Here is a 16,331-nt window from a genome sequence, read left to right as displayed (position 1 = left end):
ATGAAAGCTAAAGTACTTCTTTTTTTTGCTTTAGCTGCATTAATGTATTCTCAAGATTATCTGTAATCTTTTTTATTTCAATATGTGGTTTGAACACCAGGCCTTTTCCTTTTGCTTCATCCGCAATATTGGAGAGGATGATCACAGAGGTCTTTGTTGCCGGGTAATAGATATTCAGAGAAGGGGAACCTTTTATATATCCGCTGTGAAAATAGGAGTTGGGCTTTCCGATATTCAGCATGATTCCGTAGGCATAGCCCATTTTTCCAAAGATGGCATGATGTCTTTCTGCACTTTTTGCCATAAATTGTTTTAAGGTTTCCGGCTTCAATATTTTACCTCCATAAAGAGCATTGTTCCAACGGTGAAGATCCTGAACGGTAGAAAGTATTCCTCCGGCAGGAGTTCCTATCTCTTTTCCGTCTAATCTTTTCGGCATATTCGGAACTTCTTCACAGAGTGTTCCGTTTCCAACATACGCACTGGCAAAATTATTTCCTTTAAAGGTATTTCCTGTGGAAGAATTTGTCATTCCTGCTTTTTTAAAAAGCTCCTGTACATTTTCATCATAAGACTTACCGGAAACTTTTTCTACAATTTTCCCCAACGTATTAAACCCGTCATTGGAGTAATGAAAGCCTGAACCGCTTTTAAACATCAGTTTTCCACCAAGAAGATTCAGCCCGGAAGTATGGTTGAGAAGCTGGTGGATGGTAATATGTTCATAGTCTTTATTCTGAAATTCCTTTACATATTTAGAGGCCTTATCGGTTACATTCAGTTTTCCCTGTTCCATTTGAAGCAGAACCAGAGCTGCAGTAAATTGCTTACTTACGGAACCAATGGCAAAAATGGTATTGCTGTCAATTTTTGTTTTTTTCTTAAAATTTGAATACCCGTTTTCTTTTCTGTAAAGCTGCAGAGAATCCTTAAAGACAGCCACACTTCCATTGAAATGGTACTTTTTAAAGACAGAATCAATCTGCTGTTCCAAAAGAGTGGTTTGAAAAGCGGTAATGGTAGAGTCAATGACGGCATTTTTATCAATGGGAGCTTTAGAAATTTCAGTTTTACATGAGAGTAAAGAACAGAATAATACCAGGAGTGCTAAATTTTTTATCACGGGTGTTTGTGTTATATGTTATAAATTATTTCAATATGTTTTGAGACCACAGATCATTGATGGGAATATATTCTTGTGAGCAAAGATCAGGTGTTTTTATTTTTAAAATTCAATAGGGTATTCTAAAGATAGTGAAATCTTTAAAAGTTTCAAAAGGATGCAAAATGCGTGCTAGGAATGAATTTAACGGTATTTTTATAGGAACTTAATCTAAACTTAAAGAGTATTTAATACATTTGAAAGGATTATAAGCAATCTACCATCATGAAAGGACATTTGAAAAGTGATTCAGAACAAATTGATTACCTGTTGGATATCATAAAAAGACAGGGAACAGAATATCTGAATAATATTACAGACCGACCGACTTCTATAGATCATACTTTTATACCAGAGCTACAGAGCTTGCCGGAGACGGGCTATGGAGCGGAAAAAGCGCTACAGATTTTCAATGAAAAATTCGAGCCGATAATGGTTGGATCTGGAGGCCCCAGGTATTGGGGCTTTGTAACAGGAGGAGCTACTCCGGCATCCATTGTGGGTGATTGGCTGGCTACTATTTATGATCAGAATACTCAAACTGTATCAGGACAAGGAGATATTTCAGCGAATATAGAGATCGAAACAATACAGCTTTTGCTTACACTTCTTCAGCTTCCGGAAAGCTTTCTCGGAGGTTTTGTATCAGGAGCCACCATGTCGAATTTTACCTGCCTGGCTGTGGGCCGTCAATGGTTAGGAAAAGAACAGGGAAGAGATATTGCGAAAGAAGGGGTTTCCGGAACAGTAAAAATACTGACTGCAACTCCACACTCATCTTCCATAAAATCATTGTCATTACTAGGGCTGGGAAGTGATAATATTGTTAAAATTAAAACAGAAGAAGGAAACCGTGAGGCTATCAATATCAAAGATCTTGAAGAACATATTCTGAGACTTACGGGTGAGCCGTTTATCCTGATTTCAAGTGGGGGAACTGTAAATACAGTGGATTTTGATGATTTTAAGGCTATCAGTGAATTAAAAGAGAAATATAATTTCTGGTGGCATATTGATGCGGCTTTTGGAGGATTTGCAGCGTGTTCAGAGTCATATAAACACCTTGTGGAAGGTTGGGAATATGCTGACAGTATTACGGTAGACTGTCATAAATGGTTGAATGTTCCTTATGAAAGTGCTGTGTTTTTAATCAGGGAACAACATAAAATTTTGCAGGTAGAAACCTTTCAGAATTCAAATGCACCTTATCTGGGAGATCCGTTGGAAAATTTCAGTTATTTAAATTTTCTTCCTGAAAACTCAAGAAGATTAAAGGCGCTTCCGGCCTGGTTCTCTATCATGGCTTACGGTAGAAAAGGGTATCAGGAGATTGTAGATAAGAATATATCATGGGCAAAACAGTTTGGAGAGTTAATTGAAAACAGTAATGATTTTAAATTGCTGGCCCCGGTACGATTGAATACGGTTTGTTTTACATTAAAGGATGAGGTAAAGGAGGATGAGGTAGGGCGCTTTCTTGAAAAGCTTAATGATACAGGGAAAGTCTTTATGACACCTACTTTTTATAACCAGCATAACGGAATAAGAGCTGCATTTGTCAACTGGATGACCAGCGAAAAGGATATTCAGCTAGTATTTGATCTTATGAATGAAATTATTACTGAAATAAAATAATATGTTGAAAAGCCTGCTGATAAATATTCACAGGCTTATTTTAATAGCAGATCACAGAACCAGAAAATATATTCTCCGTCCTCTTCTTCAGGATTTGCTTTAGGCTTGGGGTATGTTTTCTTTACTGTTTCACCTATTGTAAACTGAATCGGGTTTTTAAAAATTGGACCATCAAACGTAAAGGTATGAAATTCCCCATTTTCGCCGCAAGGGTCTACATTTTTAGGAAGGTCATTGATGAAATTTTGATCAATAATCCGACCTGCAAAGCTTTTATCCAGATAATTCCCGTTCACACAGGTTACAATGGTTTTGAAACCCAGATCTAAAAATTCATGGATGAGGTCTGATGTATTTTGCTTCCAAAGAGGAAAAACGGCTTTCATGCCGATACTGTTTAACTGTTCTTCTCTGTATTGACGAAGATCTTCGAGGAAAATATCTCCAAAAACAGAATGGGTAACCCCCTGAGCCTGTATTTCAGACATTGTTTTATTCATGATTTCCCGGTATTCTTCCATAGAAGGTTCTTTCGGAAGTTCCATTTTTATCAGGGGTATTCCTATATTGGCAGCCTGCTGCTCCAAAAGAGATACATGAACTCCGTGCATGGAAATTCGCTGAAACTCCTTATTGATACTGGTAAGCAGGGTCGTGACCTCATACCGGTTTTCCTGTAGTGTTTTGTAAAGAGCCAGGGCAGAATCTTTCCCGCTGCTCCAGTTGAATAATGCTTTCGGTTTCATTGTAAAATAAAAATCTCCCAAAAATAGGGAGATTTTAGCTATTAGTATCTTTTGTTCTGAATTTCTTTCACAGGAATGAATCCTCCATTAAAGTAATTGATTTTCATTTCAAAAGGGTATGCAGGATTGGTCATAATCAAGACTCCGATGGCTCCAAAAAATGCTGCACCGGTGACCATCATGCTTCCTCTATTGGGATCTGATCTTATTTTTCCAATGAAATAATAATCATTGTCTCTTTTCTCTGCTCTGGTAAACAGATTTTCTATAGAAAGATAGAGGTAAGGTTCACCTTTATATACTACTGCATAGATATCCTCTTTTTTAATCTCTTTTTCTTTTCCGTCTGCAGTTTCATAGATTCTTACGATTTTGGGAGCATTACCATAAAATTTTACGTTAGAAATCTCCTGATCAGGTTGTTGATTTTTTAAAGAATTATAGTCTTTATAAACTCCGTCCTTCAATGGAGATGAACTATAAAAAGGGATCGATTCTTTTGCTGTATCATCAAAGTTTTTAACCTGTTCGTAGGTGTAGTGATGAGTGGTTTCAGGTTTTTTAGCAGCATTAGTACTAATAAAGTCAATAAGCATTTCGCTTCCTTTCTGGAGGGTTTCTTTTGTGACATCAGTTGCCCTGTGATCAATCACCTTATCCGACTGATCAATCAAAGAATAAGTTCCATCGTCATTTTTTGAAAATAAAAATGCCTGAAAATAACAATAGCCATGCTCACTTAGCTTAGCCGTAAGCTCTGCAAAATAGAGCTGTTTAAGATATAAAACTAAAGTCCCATCCTCTGTATTTTCTCCATTGATGCCGTTCAGTACATTCTGAAACTGGCTGGAAAGACTTGAAGCAGAAACAACTCTTGCTTTAGCATTTAAAAGCCCCTGCTGAACAATGCCTAATGAAGTGGTGTCCGTTCTGCGGTCAATCAGTTTGATTGTTTTATAATAGCTTTTATCTACTTTTTTAGTGGGAAGACTGATGGTAAAATCTTCAGTTCGCTTTTGGGCAGATAGAATTGAGGTCAGGAAGAGCGTGACTACCATTAAGGCTCTGCTAAAATAATTTTTCATGATTAATCTCTTCATTGGTAAAAGTTTTGGATTAAAAATACAAAAAAACCTCAAAGAAATTCCTTGAGGTTTTAATTTTATAATCTCCTGTTCAGGGTATTACATATTTCTTCTGTACTTGCCACCCACTTCAAATAAAGCATTGGTGATTTGTCCAAGAGAACAGTATTTCACAGCATCCATCATAATCCCAAAAAGGTTTTGCTGATTGATGGCTGCATATTGTAATTTTTTAAGAGCTTCCTCAGATTTATCTTCATTTGATTTTTGGAAATTATGAAGTGTTTCGATCTGAACCTGCTTTTCTTCTTCCGTAGAACGGATTACCTCTCCCGGACGAACCGTAGGTGAACCGTCTTTTCCAAGGAAAGTATTTACTCCAATAATTGGATATTCTCCGGTATGTTTCAGCCACTCATAATGCATAGATTCTTCCTGAATTTTTGAACGTTGGTACATCGTTTCCATAGCACCAAGAACACCGCCTCTTTCCGTAATTCTGTCAAATTCTGCATATACTGCTTCTTCCACAAGATCTGTCAGTTCTTCAATAATAAATGATCCCTGCAGTGGATTTTCATTTTTAGCTAACCCTAATTCTTTATTAATGATCAGCTGAATAGCCATTGCTCTTCTTACAGACTGCTCTGTAGGCGTTGTAATAGCCTCGTCATAAGCGTTGGTGTGTAATGAATTACAGTTGTCATAGATGGCATAAAGTGCCTGCAGCGTAGTTCTGATATCATTGAAATCAATTTCCTGAGCGTGAAGTGAACGTCCTGAAGTCTGGATGTGGTATTTCAGCATCTGGCTTCTTTCGTCAGCTCCATATTTCAGTTTCATAGCTTTTGCCCAGATTCTTCTTGCTACACGTCCGATTACTGAATATTCAGGGTCGATACCGTTGGAGAAGAAGAAAGATAAATTCGGAGCAAAATCGTTGATGTCCATTCCACGGCTTAGGTAATATTCTACATACGTAAATCCGTTAGCCAATGTAAATGCCAGCTGCGAAACCGGATTGGCACCAGCTTCAGCAATGTGATATCCTGAAATAGAGACGGAGTAGAAGTTTCTTACTTTTTCTGTGATAAAATATTCCTGAACATCTCCCATCAGTCTTAAAGCAAATTCAGTAGAGAAAATACAGGTGTTCTGAGCCTGATCTTCTTTTAAAATATCAGCCTGAACCGTTCCACGAACGGTGGCGATTGTTTTGGCTTTAATTTCAGCATAAGCTTCTGCAGGAATTACTTCATCTCCTGTAATCCCTAAAAGTTTTAATCCTAAACCATTGTTGGATGGAGGAAGTTCTCCGTTATATTTTGGTCTTTCTAACCCTTTATCGTCAAATTTTGCTTTTAATACAGCTTCAACCTTAGCTTCCAGTTTATGTTCAGCGATGTATTTTTCAACGTTCTGGTCGATGGCAGCATTCATAAAGAAAGCCAGCAGCATTGGAGCCGGACCGTTAATCGTCATTGAAACGGAAGTCATTGCATTCACCAGGTCAAATCCTGAATACAGTTTCTTGGCATCATCCAGAGTGGCGATAGAAACTCCTGCATTTCCGATTTTACCGTAAATATCCGGTGGTAAAGCAGGATCCTGACCGTATAAAGTTACAGAGTCAAAAGCTGTTGATAAACGTTTAGCAGGCATTTCTGCAGAAACGTAATGGAATCTTCTGTTGGTTCTTTCCGGACCTCCTTCCCCTGCAAACATTCTGGTTGGATCTTCTCCTGTTCTTTTAAAAGGATAAATTCCTGCCGTGTAAGGGAATCCTCCCGGAAGATTTTCCTGGCCTTTCCACTTGATCAGATCCCCCCAATCGTTGTATTTTGGTAATGCAATTTTTGGAATTCTCAAATGAGACAGAGATTCTGTAGAAGTCTCAACTTTAATTTCTTTTCCACGTACGAAATAGGAATAAAACTCCTCATGGAAAGCTTTTTTCGTATCTTCCCAAGACTTCAGGAAGTCGATGTTTTCCTGTTGAAGTTCCTTTTCAGCTTTTTGATATTCCGCATCTAATGCCTCATTGGAAATAATTTTTTTAACCCCTTCAATATGATACATTGTTCTGGCTAATTCAGCCTGTTTTTCAATGTTTTCATCATATATTCTGTTGTTTTCAACAATTTCAGACAGGTAACGAACTCTTTTTGGAGGGATAATCGTTACTTCTTCTGTAATTTCCTGTTCAGCGAAAGTATTTAAATGTAAATCGGAAAATTTATCGTTTACTTTGGAAACAAGCCTGTTGTATAATTCTGTTGTTCCATGGTCATTGAACTGAGATGCTTTTGTAGCGTATACAGGCATTTCATCCAATGGACTTTCCCAAAGTAAATGGTTTCTCTGGAACTGTTTTCTTACCGCCTGAAGTGCATCAAGAGCACCTCGTTTATCAGATTTATTTAAAGCCACTAAATCGGCATAATCTAACATGTCAATTTTCTCAAGCTGAGTGGAGGCTCCATATTCGGGAGTCATCACATACATGGAAACATCTGCAAAATCAGAAACTTCCGAACCGGACTGGCCAATACCTGAAGTTTCCAAAATGATCACATCCGGATGTGCCAGTTTCAATACATTTAAAGCAGAATGAATGAACGGTGATACTGAAACGTTATTTTCTCTTGTGGCCATTGAACGCATATAAACTCTGGGATCATTGATCGCATTCATACGGATTCTGTCTCCTAAAAGCGCTCCTCCTGTTTTCTTTTTAGAAGGGTCTATAGAAATAATGGCAATTTTTTTATCCGGATTTGAACGGATGAAACGTCTTACCAATTCATCTGTCAATGAAGATTTTCCTGCTCCACCTGTACCCGTGATCCCAATGATTGGAATATGTAAATCTTTTGATTTTTCGTCAATAGCTTTTACAAGTTCAGGTTTTTCTTCAGAAAAGTTTTCTACAGCAGAAATGATCTTGGCAATACTTGTCGAGTTTTCAAAACTGATGGCATCTAAGTCATCTTCAGTAATTTCTTTACCTGTAGCAAAGTCTGCTCTGTTTACCAGATCATCAATCATTCCCTGTAATCCCAGTTCCCGGCCGTCGTCCGGAGAATAAATTCTGTCGATTCCATAGTCCATCAGATCTTTGATTTCTTCAGGAAGGATAACACCGCCACCGCCACCAAAGATTTTAATCTGTGGTGAGTTTTTCTCTCTTAGCAGGTCATAGATATATTTGAAATATTCATTATGACCTCCCTGATAGGATGTCAGGGCAATAGCATTGGCATCTTCCTGGATAGCTGTGTTGACAACTTCCTCAGCTGATTTATCATGTCCCAGGTGAATCACTTCACATCCGGTTCCCTGAATGACACGACGCATAATATTGATCGCAGCATCATGCCCGTCAAATAAAGAGGCAGCTGTTACGATTCTTACTTTGTTGGTTGGAGTATATTTTTGGGTTTCCATAAAAATTCTAGAAAGTTTCTAAGTTTTCAAATATAACAATAAAAAAAGAACCTTGTGTTTGATTTTATAGTATTGATTTCCATTATATTGCAAGTCGTTATTTAATTAAAACTCCCCGATTTTAGGTCGGGGAGTTTGAGGGTTTGAGAGTTTAAGGCTTCAGGAGTACTACAGAAAGGGAGAATTGGGTGTTTTCATTTCCAAATTCTCAAATTAAATTCTCTACTTTTGCAAAATATTTTTACAGGTATGCAAAAAGCTTTGATGTATTTCGCGTTGGGAACGGTAGTAAGCTTCCTTATAAATTATTTCTTTCTGAGTTCAGAAAATCTAGGTCTGGATATCTATTATGCCATTGCCTTTGGTTTAGCCTGGGGGATTGCCTATTATCTCGATACCCCGAACTTTACATTGCCCCAAAAAATGGGATTGTCTTTTGTAGCCATGGGAATTCTGGTTCTTGTGGGAACTTTGATTTTTAAACTTGAACTGGCTATTCCGTCTATTCTTAAATTTTCTACAGTTTTTGTTGCTTATTATTTATTTGCAAGCTTCAGAGGTAGCAAGTCATTAAGAAAATAAAAGGTTTCCTTATTGTACTAGTGAATCATCAGGAAGCTCACTAAGGCAAGACCGGTCACCAAAAACATAAACGCAAAGAAATTAACGGTTAATAATGTAAGTCCGATTATAAAACTTACCATTCCATGGGCATGATAAGCCCGGCGGTGAGCGATGAAGAAATATCCAATATTGTAAAATAGCAGGACGCTCATTGTTAAATACAACAATAGGTTAATGGGCCTGAAACTTATTACCCCCACCAATTTGGAGAGTAAGAATATAAATAAGATATTCAATAAAAGGAATGAGAAGTAATGCAGGGTGAAAATTCCGTGATCGAAATACCACCATTTTTTCTTACTGTGAAAAATCCATAAAAAGAAAGCAAAAAGAGGAAGGTAAATGAAAAGAGCCTTTGGGAGATTATGGAATGATTTTTCTATCATATTGACAACGATCTCCTGTTTGGTTACTCCTTTTTCTTTAAGTTCAAAGAATTTATGAGCTAACGGTATTTGAATAAAATCAAGAAAAGAAGGATTTTTAGCGGCAGCCGAGTCATAAGATTTCTTTGTTTTGTAACCTCCGTACTCAACATCTCTATCTATTTTTTTGTTCATCTTCAAGACTTCCTTTATTTCATTCACTGTGACGGTATCCGGTAATACATTTAGGTTTTGTATGGATAAGGAATCTTTTCTGGTCAGCGTTCGCTCAGCTTTTATACTGTCGAACATTTTCTGAACCTCGGGTGATTTTATTTTTTCAAAAAAACTTATTTTGGGTGTATTTTTGGAATTGTTGTTGCCGTCAAAATTGAGCTTAACCATCGGGAAAAGGGCAAATACGAAGAAAGTAATAAAACTGACAAAAATATACAATTTTACAGGAGGTACAAATTTTTGTCTCTTACCTTCCAGATAAGTATTGGTAAGCATTCCTGGTTTGAAGATGAGATTTTTCAGTGTTCCCCAAAACTGACCATCATAATGGGTGAAATCTTCAATAAAGTGGGTGAAAAGAAAATAAAAAGGCTGGCGTCTTTCAATATTCTCTTGTCCGCAATGGGGACAAAATCTTTCTTCGACCTGATGCCCGCAGTTTAAGCAGGTTTTATCTTCTCTGATTTTTCCGTGGCTCATAGTTCTGGGTTTGGCGCAAATATAATTATTTCGTGAAATAAAATAATGATATTAATAAGTTTTTACGGAAATCATTAAGAAAAATAAAAAAAAGAAAGAGTTTTGGGAATAAACTCTTTTCTTTATCATTTGTGTCTTTAGAATCTTCTAAAATTTTTTTTCATCGCAAAAATTTTTTACAAGATTTATGCCAAAGTTTAACATCGTGTTAAAATCTATTAACGTTCCCTCACGAAAGCAATATTCTATAGATTAAATAAAATATGTTTTTCAGTTACAAAAATAATTTGTACCTTTGCACACCCTTTTAGGGGAAAATTATGTTTAATCTTTAACTAAAACGTGTGAATACATTAAGTTACAAAACTGTTTCAGCGAACAAAGCTACTGCTAATAAAGAATGGGTTGTGGTAGACGCTGAAGGACAGCCGTTAGGTAGACTAGCTTCTACGGTTGCAAAGATTTTGAGAGGTAAGCACAAAACGAATTTTACACCTCACGTAGATTGTGGTGATAACGTAATCGTTTTGAATGCTGGGAAAATTACACTTTCCGGAAACAAGTGGGCTGATAAGACTTATATCTGGCATACAGGATATCCTGGTGGACAGAAGTCTATGACTGCGGCTGAACTTCAAAAGAAAGATTCTTTAAAGGTATTAGAGAAGTCTGTAAAAGGTATGTTGCCTAAAAACAAACTAGGATCTGCTATCCTTAAAAATCTTTATTTATATGAAGGTACTGAGCACAAGCATGAAGCTCAACAGCCTAAAACAATTAATGTTAACGAATTTAAATAATTAATTATGTCTATAGTTCACAAAATCGGAAGAAGAAAAACTTCTGTAGCAAGAGTTTATGTAAGACCAGGTTCTGGAATCATTACAGTAAACGGTAAAGACGCTGCAACTTATTTCTCTACAGACGTGATGGTTTACAAATTAAACCAACCGTTTATCCTTTCTGAGACTGTTGGTCAGTATGACGTTACCGTAAACGTATTCGGTGGTGGAAATACAGGTCAGGCAGAAGCTATCAGATTAGGTATTTCAAGAGCTTTATGCGAAATTAATGCTGAATTCAGATTAGCATTAAAGCCTGCTGGTTTACTTACAAGAGACGCAAGAATGGTGGAAAGAAAGAAGCCAGGTCAGAAAAAAGCAAGAAAGAGATTCCAATTCTCAAAACGTTAAGATTTCATGTTGGCGAATGGCTACTGGCTATTGGCTACAGAAATGTATTAAATTTTTTTTAAACTTAATCTCGGCGAAATGCCCATTGCTAAAAGCAAAAAGCCTTACGCCACATTGCCCGTTACGTTTAGCATCCAAACGCTTCTCCCATCTAAAGAAGTTGTTGATTGTTTAAAAGACGGAAAGTAAACTAACAAAAACAGAAAACATGGCAAAAGCAAATGTAAAAGACCTTTTAGAGGCTGGTGTACACTTCGGTCACATGACTAGAAAGTGGAATCCAAATATGGCTCCATACATTTTTATGGAGAAGAACGGTATTCACATTGTAGACTTACATAAAACAGCAGTTAAATTAGATGAAGCTTGCAGCGCTTTAGAAAAATTAACTTCTGCAGGTAAAAAAGTTCTATTCGTTGCAACTAAAAAGCAAGCGAAAGAAGTTGTTGCAAAACACGCTTCAGAACTTAATATGCCTTATATCACAGAAAGATGGCCAGGTGGTATGTTAACGAACTTCGTTACTATCAGAAAGGCTGTAAAGAAGATGAACTCTATCGACAAAATGAAAAAAGACGGTACGTTCGAAACTTTATCTAAAAAAGAAAGATTACAAGTTGACAGACAAAGAGCTAACTTAGAGAAAAACTTAGGTTCTATCTCTGACATGGTTAGACTTCCTTCTGCTGTATTTGTAGTTGATATCTTAAGAGAACACATCGCGGTAACTGAAGCTAAGAAATTAGGTATTCCAGTTTTCGGTATCGTTGATACAAACTCTGACCCTAGAAAAGTAGACTTCGTTATCCCAGGAAACGATGATGCTTCTAAATCTATTGATATGATCCTTAGCGTAGTTTCTGAATCTATCAAAGAAGGTCAGTCTCAAAGAAAAGCTGATAAAGAAAAATCTAAAGAAGAAGGAGAAAAAGTATCTGCTGATACAGATGCTGATTTCGATGCTGAATAATTAAAGAAATTTCTTTACTATAAAAAAAACGCTGGATTTTATCCGGCGTTTTTTTATTTTAAGAACCTGTTTACATTGTATTCAGGAATTTTATATGTTTGGTTATGAGAAGATGTATGCTTATCCATAGGCTTCGACGAATTCTATCCTTTGCTCCCTGAAACTATGGATAATGAAGCTAAAGCTTTGCGTTAGAAAAACACATCATCGGTACATCATCTTTTTAATCAAAAAATCCTTAAAGAATGTGATTGGGATAAAGATTTGAATGTTAGATAAAAAATCAAATTTAGAAATTTAAACAGTCTCTAAATTTTTGGTAATGATACTGAATTTGTTTTGCTTACTGAAAATAAAGAAAAAACTAAACCCACAGCATGCTGTGGGTTTTTATTTATCTTGAAAGCTTTACAGAATAGGAGGTTGTGATATACTTGGTCGATTGATAGGAAGAATTGCATACCATACCGGATAATCTGTAATTCTGATTTTTAGGGACCATAGTATAGCCTATTTTTCCAGAAGCTATGGGTATTTTTTTAAAGAAATTATTTCCGCTTACTGTAAGGACCATATTACAAGAGGATTGATTTTCTATGGAAAGAGAGGTCCTTGGATTGCCCGGATCATCATTATTAAGAAGATCACTAAGAACATCAGCGGTTTCAGGTTTATAGGTCTTGATCAGTTCGCTATATTCTCTTTCTGTGCTGGCAGCACTACCGGAATTACCGGAAGGGTAAGGGTTTCTTATGGGGTAATTTCCATAATTAACATTACAGCTGGTAAGGATAATGGATGTGCCCATAAAGAACAATAGCTTTTTCATTCAGTTTTATTTTTTGCTTTTTTTTGTTTTTGAAGACTTTTTCGGTGTCATTTTTTTTAGATCCGTTTCCGTATTATTATCTGTTTCTGCCGGGGACTGACCCGGATTGCCAATCGTTATAAATATACTTTTCTTAATCTCTTTTTGAGAGAAGTATTTCAGGTCGCAAACATTGCTGCTTAGGGTATAAGAACCCTTATTAATGACAACAACATTTTCTCCATGGGCAGGAACAGCTAAGTTATAATAGTCTTTTCCTTCAATCCTTAGAACGATATTACAATCCGAATTATTTTTAAACAGCAGGATAGCTTCTTTTCGGGTAATATCCTCGCTTAGCATTGCGTTCAGAAGCCTTACTGTCTTTTCTTTGTGCTCTTCAGATGTTTCAGCAATCAGTTTCTTAAATTCTTCAGCTTCACTGGAATTTGGGCTTCTTAAGACGCTTTTGGGAATATCGGAGATAACAGGCCTTGCCTCCATAGGTTTGGCAGTATGGGCTCCTTTTGTCCACTCAGCATTTTTTAAAGCAATGAGTTTGGGTTTAAGAACACTCCTTTTGGGATCATCGGGATGGGCGTTCTTTAAATATTCTTCAATTTCCTTGATTTTTGTGCTTTTAAGAATGTCTTTACTGCCTTTTTGAGCATCAGTAAAGATGGGGGTAAGGAAGGTGAAAAATAAAATCGTCAAAAATTTTTTTTTCATCAATTTAAGTTATTTCATCAGCTTATCCGGAATTTAATATAGGTTATCGTTTTTCCTTTAGCTGAAAACAGTTCTTCATAATGTGTTTTAATATCTCTCAAATGTTCCGTATTCGGATCATATTCTGGTGCACCATAAATGTCATGGTGAGCGCTAATGATTTCGTAGCCTGCTCCCTGTAAATAACCCAGTGTATATCCGTGTAAAAATTCTGAATCTGTTTTTAAATGAATAATACCACCTGGCTTCAGGAACTTTTTATATCGGTCTAAAAAGTCAGGATGTGTCAGTCTGTGTTTGGTTCTTTTATATTTGATCTGAGGATCAGGAAACGTAATCCAGATCTCATCTACTTCGTTTTCAGCAAAAAAATGATCCACAAGCTCAATCTGGCTTCTTAAAAAAGCTACATTATTCATATTGCTTTCTACAGCTTCCTTTGCACCAAACCAAAATCTTGCTCCTTTAATATCAATTCCTATAAAGTTTTTTTCAGGAAACGTTTTTGCAAGTCCCACAGAATATTCACCTTTTCCACATCCTAATTCCAATACAATCGGATGATCATTTTTAAAGAAATCTTTTCTCCAGTTCCCTTTCAGTTCAAAGCCTTTCAGCGCATCTTCTCTTGTAGGTTGGATTACATTTGGTAATGTTTTGTTTTCTGCAAATCTTGCTAATTTATTCTTGCCCATTGAATTTATAAAATGACTGCAAAAATATGAAAAAATTAACGATATTGATCAGATCTGTTTACTTTTAACTACAATGAGTGATATTACAAAAAAGAAGCGAGAAACGATTGGGGATAGCGAAAATATCATCACCGTAATGTATAGTGAATGAATGTATTTAATATATAAAATTTATGATTCTAATTTAAATTATAATACCTATCAGGCTTTTTTGGTCATTTTTTAAGCCTGTTCTTTTTCTAAGAAAGAAGCTAGTTTCCTAACGCTACCATGATTGGACGCTGGACTGTTTTTTGAGAGGCATACTGCGCACCGCATACCAGGCTGGTAAAAAGGTATTGTCCTTTTTCTATCACCACAGAGCTTTCACCTTTTGAAGGAACGGCAAGCCTGTATTTAGTAGTTCCCACTCCCTCCATTCTTACAATAATATTACAGTCTGATTTATTTTGGATCAGGACGATACATTCTTTGGCATTGGGATCATTATCAAACAACGAATTAAGTATTTTGACCGTTCTGTTTTGATGTTCAGTAGGGGATACTGCCATCAGCATATTGAACTCTTCAGCCTCTGCATCCGGAATAGCTGCATTAGTAGTTGTATTGGCGACAAATGTATTCGCACTGGTACTCGGAGTATATACGGTGGTAGGCTGTTTTGCAGCAAGTTCTGCCTTGTATTTTGCAATCTGTTTCTGCTTGATAATGGCATTCATTTCATCAAAACTGATCTTGGTAGAAGGTCTTCTTCTCAGTAAGGCAAGCATTTCCTGCATATCTTTGACCTTTTGATCCTCAGGATGGGCATTTTTGATATATTCCCTCATCAATTCCATGACCCGGGGTTTTAAAACAGATCTTCGCGGATCATCAGGATGAGCGTCTCTTAAGAAAGCATTGATCTCGTAGATGTTGTTACTTTTTATAACATTAGTATAGTCTTTTCCCTTTTTTTGGGCAGACATATTAAAGAACAGCACGGAAACAAGAAGTAAAAGTAATTTTTTCATTAATAATATTAAGCTAAAAATGGATACTTTCTCTTAATTTGGTTTGGTGGTAATTAGTGTTTACTATAACGAAATAGTATTGTTTTTATTTTAAACACAAAATTGTGACCTAAAAATACATATATTTTTGAATAGTAAAGAATTTTCTTTGTTGAAATTTGAATTTTCTATATTTGAAATTGAAGGTTATAACATACCAATACATACAGCCTTGTAGAAAAAAACGAATCCATGAAAATATTCTCATGGATCAGTCTGTATGATTTCCGAATAGCTTTCAGCTAAGATGTCAGGTGTTACTTACCAACAACTTCCTGAAGATGGGAGTTTCTCAATCTTTTCTGATAAATCGGGATATATTTTTCAATCGGGATTTTAATGGCTTCAAAATTTCCGGCCAGTACGTAAGGCTGAATATTTTCAGACGTATACACAAACTGCAGGAAGTTATCTATCAGGTTTTCCGGGATTTTAAACCTCAGGAAATAATCCTTTCCTAAATAATTTTTGATTTGGCTTACCGAACCATTCATTCTTTCGTAGGCAAGATAACGCTGTTTTTTCTTCCTTTCTCCGGAGAGCATATCATAAATACTTTCCAGGCTTAATGTAAGTCCACCATCTCTCAATCCTGCAACAGGAAGTTCAGGCGGCGTACCGTCACCCTTAGGCTGTGGCAGGCCGATTACTTTTTTAAGGGCAAGGCTCTTATCTTCTTTTCTAATAGAGTTTACGTCATACCGAAGGTTTCCGGTAGGCTTGAACCGGGTGAGTACAATTTCCTGTATTTCATAATACGCTATCTTGAGCTCAATTAAGTTTTTCTGTTCTATTAACTGTGGGGTGAGTTTGACATCCTTTCTCTCTGTAACAATAGAGGTAAAACGGATAACATCCCCCGGATTGGCAGGAATGTTAAAATTACCATTGTAGTCTGTGAGTACAGTCTTCTGTGTATTAAGGTTGGTAACATAAACCTGGTTAAGGTATAAAATAGAATTATCTCTTAGAAATACCTCTCCAGAATATATTTGAGCATTGATTTTTGCAAGGAAAACCAATAATAATAGAGTAAACAGTTTCTTCATATAATGAGGCAAAATTACATAGAAATACAGCAATTTGTTCCTATTAAGATCGCG

At 36.4% G+C, this 16,331-nt stretch carries 15 protein-coding genes; 5 read left to right on the top strand and 10 right to left on the bottom strand.

All coding sequences use genetic code 11. From position 1 onward, the window contains the following. Nucleotides 1–7: 7 nt before the first annotated feature. Nucleotides 8–1,123, bottom strand: a complete 1,116-nt coding sequence (locus B8967_RS09025) for a serine hydrolase domain-containing protein (protein WP_084085802.1) — start codon at nt 1,121–1,123, stop codon at nt 8–10. A gap of 264 nt (nt 1,124–1,387) precedes the next feature. Between B8967_RS09025 and B8967_RS09020 the strand changes: the two genes are divergently transcribed. Continuing rightward, entirely contained in the window at nt 1,388–2,797 is a 1,410-nt protein-coding gene (locus B8967_RS09020; RefSeq protein ID WP_084085800.1) for a pyridoxal phosphate-dependent decarboxylase family protein, read from the top strand. Nucleotides 2,798–2,832: 35 nt separating this feature from the next. On the opposite strand, the gene B8967_RS09015 is transcribed toward B8967_RS09020, so the two are convergent. From B8967_RS09015 to B8967_RS09005, 3 genes are all read right to left on the bottom strand, one after another. Beyond that, the gene (locus tag B8967_RS09015) at nt 2,833–3,543 is read right to left on the bottom strand and encodes a Dph6-related ATP pyrophosphatase (RefSeq protein WP_084085798.1); all 711 of its coding nucleotides are present in this window, start codon (nt 3,541–3,543) and stop codon (nt 2,833–2,835) included. Between the two features lie 41 nt (nt 3,544–3,584). Beyond that, the gene (locus tag B8967_RS09010; protein WP_143330491.1) at nt 3,585–4,643 is read right to left on the bottom strand and encodes a hypothetical protein; all 1,059 of its coding nucleotides are present in this window, start codon (nt 4,641–4,643) and stop codon (nt 3,585–3,587) included. An 84-nt stretch (nt 4,644–4,727) separates the two neighbouring features. Then, the gene (locus B8967_RS09005; RefSeq protein WP_047488660.1) at nt 4,728–8,075 is read right to left on the bottom strand and encodes a methylmalonyl-CoA mutase family protein; all 3,348 of its coding nucleotides are present in this window, start codon (nt 8,073–8,075) and stop codon (nt 4,728–4,730) included. Between the two features lie 249 nt (nt 8,076–8,324). On the opposite strand from B8967_RS09005, the gene B8967_RS09000 reads away from it, so the two are divergent. Then, entirely contained in the window at nt 8,325–8,657 is a 333-nt protein-coding gene (locus B8967_RS09000; RefSeq protein WP_084085794.1) for a hypothetical protein, read from the top strand. A 17-nt stretch (nt 8,658–8,674) separates the two neighbouring features. Here the strand turns inward: B8967_RS09000 and B8967_RS08995 are convergent, their stop codons facing one another. Next, the gene (locus B8967_RS08995; protein WP_084085792.1) at nt 8,675–9,781 is read right to left on the bottom strand and encodes a DUF3667 domain-containing protein; all 1,107 of its coding nucleotides are present in this window, start codon (nt 9,779–9,781) and stop codon (nt 8,675–8,677) included. A 344-nt stretch (nt 9,782–10,125) separates the two neighbouring features. Between B8967_RS08995 and rplM the strand changes: the two genes are divergently transcribed. From rplM to rpsB, 3 genes are all read left to right on the top strand, one after another. Next, nucleotides 10,126–10,581 carry a 50S ribosomal protein L13 gene (gene rplM / locus B8967_RS08990; protein ID WP_047488670.1) on the top strand — a complete coding sequence of 152 codons (456 nt, stop codon included), beginning with the start codon at nt 10,126–10,128 and terminating at the stop codon, nt 10,579–10,581. A 6-nt stretch (nt 10,582–10,587) separates the two neighbouring features. Further along, nucleotides 10,588–10,974 carry a 30S ribosomal protein S9 gene (gene rpsI, locus B8967_RS08985; protein ID WP_034746528.1) on the top strand — a complete coding sequence of 129 codons (387 nt, stop codon included), beginning with the start codon at nt 10,588–10,590 and terminating at the stop codon, nt 10,972–10,974. A gap of 208 nt (nt 10,975–11,182) precedes the next feature. Then, complete coding sequence (gene rpsB, locus B8967_RS08980; RefSeq protein ID WP_047488674.1) at nt 11,183–11,944, top strand: 30S ribosomal protein S2; 762 nt, start codon at nt 11,183–11,185, stop codon at nt 11,942–11,944. Between the two features lie 394 nt (nt 11,945–12,338). Here rpsB and B8967_RS08975 read toward each other — a convergent pair whose 3' ends face one another. From B8967_RS08975 to B8967_RS08955, 5 genes are all read right to left on the bottom strand, one after another. Beyond that, nucleotides 12,339–12,773 (bottom strand): DUF6759 domain-containing protein, encoded by a 435-nt coding sequence (locus B8967_RS08975; protein WP_047488677.1) that lies wholly within the window; start codon nt 12,771–12,773, stop codon nt 12,339–12,341. Between the two features lie 6 nt (nt 12,774–12,779). After that, nucleotides 12,780–13,481 carry a DUF6759 domain-containing protein gene (locus B8967_RS08970; RefSeq protein WP_084085790.1) on the bottom strand — a complete coding sequence of 234 codons (702 nt, stop codon included), beginning with the start codon at nt 13,479–13,481 and terminating at the stop codon, nt 12,780–12,782. 17 nt (nt 13,482–13,498) lie between these two features. Next, entirely contained in the window at nt 13,499–14,176 is a 678-nt protein-coding gene (gene trmB / locus B8967_RS08965) for a tRNA (guanosine(46)-N7)-methyltransferase TrmB (RefSeq protein WP_047488683.1), read from the bottom strand. A gap of 251 nt (nt 14,177–14,427) precedes the next feature. Further along, entirely contained in the window at nt 14,428–15,189 is a 762-nt protein-coding gene (locus B8967_RS08960; RefSeq protein WP_047488686.1) for a DUF6759 domain-containing protein, read from the bottom strand. A 296-nt stretch (nt 15,190–15,485) separates the two neighbouring features. Beyond that, nucleotides 15,486–16,277 carry a hypothetical protein gene (locus B8967_RS08955; protein ID WP_047488689.1) on the bottom strand — a complete coding sequence of 264 codons (792 nt, stop codon included), beginning with the start codon at nt 16,275–16,277 and terminating at the stop codon, nt 15,486–15,488. Nucleotides 16,278–16,331 lie beyond the last annotated feature (54 nt).

The organism is Chryseobacterium sp. YR221 (assembly GCF_900176315.1).
GTDB classification, from domain to species: domain Bacteria; phylum Bacteroidota; class Bacteroidia; order Flavobacteriales; family Weeksellaceae; genus Chryseobacterium; species Chryseobacterium rhizosphaerae.
Note: the sequence above shows the minus strand (reverse complement) of the source record. Positions and strands in the feature narration are given on the sequence as shown.

What these genes read in the sequence shown, in the direction of transcription:
- B8967_RS08975 (WP_047488677.1), bottom strand. Translation starts at nt 12,773, where the DNA reads ATGAAAAAGCTATTGTTCTTTATGGGCACATCCATTATCCTTACCAGC.
- rpsB (WP_047488674.1), top strand. Translation starts at nt 11,183, where the DNA reads ATGGCAAAAGCAAATGTAAAAGACCTTTTAGAGGCTGGTGTACACTTC.
- B8967_RS08960 (WP_047488686.1), bottom strand. Translation starts at nt 15,189, where the DNA reads ATGAAAAAATTACTTTTACTTCTTGTTTCCGTGCTGTTCTTTAATATG.
- B8967_RS09000 (WP_084085794.1), top strand. Translation starts at nt 8,325, where the DNA reads ATGCAAAAAGCTTTGATGTATTTCGCGTTGGGAACGGTAGTAAGCTTC.
- B8967_RS08970 (WP_084085790.1), bottom strand. Translation starts at nt 13,481, where the DNA reads ATGAAAAAAAAATTTTTGACGATTTTATTTTTCACCTTCCTTACCCCC.
- B8967_RS09010 (WP_143330491.1), bottom strand. Translation starts at nt 4,643, where the DNA reads ATGAAGAGATTAATCATGAAAAATTATTTTAGCAGAGCCTTAATGGTA.
- B8967_RS09015 (WP_084085798.1), bottom strand. Translation starts at nt 3,543, where the DNA reads ATGAAACCGAAAGCATTATTCAACTGGAGCAGCGGGAAAGATTCTGCC.
- B8967_RS08995 (WP_084085792.1), bottom strand. Translation starts at nt 9,781, where the DNA reads ATGAGCCACGGAAAAATCAGAGAAGATAAAACCTGCTTAAACTGCGGG.
- trmB (WP_047488683.1), bottom strand. Translation starts at nt 14,176, where the DNA reads ATGGGCAAGAATAAATTAGCAAGATTTGCAGAAAACAAAACATTACCA.
- B8967_RS09005 (WP_047488660.1), bottom strand. Translation starts at nt 8,075, where the DNA reads ATGGAAACCCAAAAATATACTCCAACCAACAAAGTAAGAATCGTAACA.
- B8967_RS09020 (WP_084085800.1), top strand. Translation starts at nt 1,388, where the DNA reads ATGAAAGGACATTTGAAAAGTGATTCAGAACAAATTGATTACCTGTTG.
- rpsI (WP_034746528.1), top strand. Translation starts at nt 10,588, where the DNA reads ATGTCTATAGTTCACAAAATCGGAAGAAGAAAAACTTCTGTAGCAAGA.
- B8967_RS08955 (WP_047488689.1), bottom strand. Translation starts at nt 16,277, where the DNA reads ATGAAGAAACTGTTTACTCTATTATTATTGGTTTTCCTTGCAAAAATC.